Annotated in this window: 2 protein-coding genes; one reads left to right on the top strand and one right to left on the bottom strand. The window is 49.0% G+C overall.

The window, feature by feature from the left end:
- The coding region (locus tag J3482_RS20010) for a transposase (RefSeq protein ID WP_206923063.1) at positions 1 to 478 on the top strand (478 nt) is incomplete at its 5' end.
- 168 nt (positions 479 to 646) lie between these two features.
- Here J3482_RS20010 and J3482_RS20005 read toward each other — a convergent pair.
- On the bottom strand, positions 647 to 1,540 hold an 894-nt coding region (locus J3482_RS20005; RefSeq protein ID WP_206923062.1), incomplete at its 5' end, for an IS3 family transposase.

The following is a 1,540-nucleotide window of genomic DNA, read 5'->3' as shown; positions in this document are numbered from 1 at the left end:
CCTGGAGTTAATAGACACCATCCCCGGCGTCGGTCGACGAACAGCAGAGCAAATCCTAGCGGAAATCGGGCGGGACATGGATCAATTTCCATCCGCCGCCAATCTGTGCTCATGGGCGGGTTTGGCTCCAGGAAATAACGAAAGTGCAGGAAAACGAAAGTCGGGGAAAACACGGAAGGGAAACCAAAAGCTTCGGACAGCCCTTGTTGAAGCGGCTCGGGCAGCAGCAAGGACTAGACAAACATATCTCTCAGCCCAGTACCATAGGATTGCTGCGCGGAGAGGAAGCAGCCGGGCAACCATCGCAGTGGCGCATAGCATCTTGAGTATGGTGTATTACATGTTAAAACGGCGTCAACCCTACATTGAACTTGGTCCAACGTATTATGAAACCCGTAAGAAAGATGCGGTCGTCAGGCAAGCAATCCGCAAGTTAGAGTCACTCGGTCTTGAGATGATGGTAAAGCCAGTCGCCTAATCACCACTGAAATGGAATTCCCATCCAACGACAACCTCATCACTGATGGGGGTAGTTCATTATTGCATTTCTGAGAGCTTAGACGCGTTTATTTTCAGGATAGAATGGACACCCCAAACAGAGAATTTGTAAGTCTTAATATTCAGATAGTTACCTACTCAGCTTGCTTCAGCCTGTTGATGTATGGAAATATCTTCTTTTATACTCAGCCGGTGATAGAAAGTCGATGGACGAGTGAACACGCTCCCGGTTGTACCAGATTTCGATGTATTCGAAAATTCGTTGTATGGCTTGCTTACGCGTTTTGAACTTTTCCAGATAGATGAGTTCACGCTTGATGATGCTGTGAAACGACTCGATACACGCATTATCAAAACAGTTGCCTTTGCGGCTCATGCTCCCTACCATTTCATATTCTCGCATCTTGTTCTGGTAGTCGTGAGAGGCGTATTGGCTCCCACGGTCTGAATGGTGCAACACAGAGTCGACGGGACTTTGACGCTTAAAAGCTTGTTCCAGCGCCGCGACGCACAATTCTTTCGTCATTCGTGCATCGGCATGCCAGCCTAAGATTTTTCGGCTGTACAAGTCCATTAGGCTCGCCAAGTAGACCCAGCCCTCATCGGTCGGAACATAGGTGATATCTGCCATGTAGACCTGGTTTGGCCGCTGTGCGACGAATGTCTGGTTCAGCACATTCTCATGTACCGGATAGTTATGGTTCGAGTATGTGGTCGCCTTATACTTGCGAACCGTACAACTGCGAAGTTCGTTCTCTCGCATGATTTTCGCTACCATCTTCTGTGACATCCGCTCACCATCTTCTCTGCGCAGGATTTGCGTGATTTTGGGGCTGCCATAAAGTCGACGGGACTTCACAAATATCTGGTGAATCCGCTTCGTGATTCGTTTTCGGCGTTTGGTACGCTCGCTCTCCGGGCGCCTGCGCCACGCGTAATACCCGCTCCGAGATACATCCAACATCTTGCACATCTTCTCAACCGAAAATTTGGAGCGGTATCTGTCGATGAATTGGTACCTTACTTCCGGTCGTTCATGAAG

This window comes from Alicyclobacillus suci, assembly GCF_017329615.1.
GTDB classification, from domain to species: domain Bacteria; phylum Bacillota; class Bacilli; order Alicyclobacillales; family Alicyclobacillaceae; genus Alicyclobacillus; species Alicyclobacillus suci.
The sequence above is the reverse complement of the archived record's forward strand: the minus strand, read 5'-3'. Positions and strand labels throughout refer to the sequence as shown.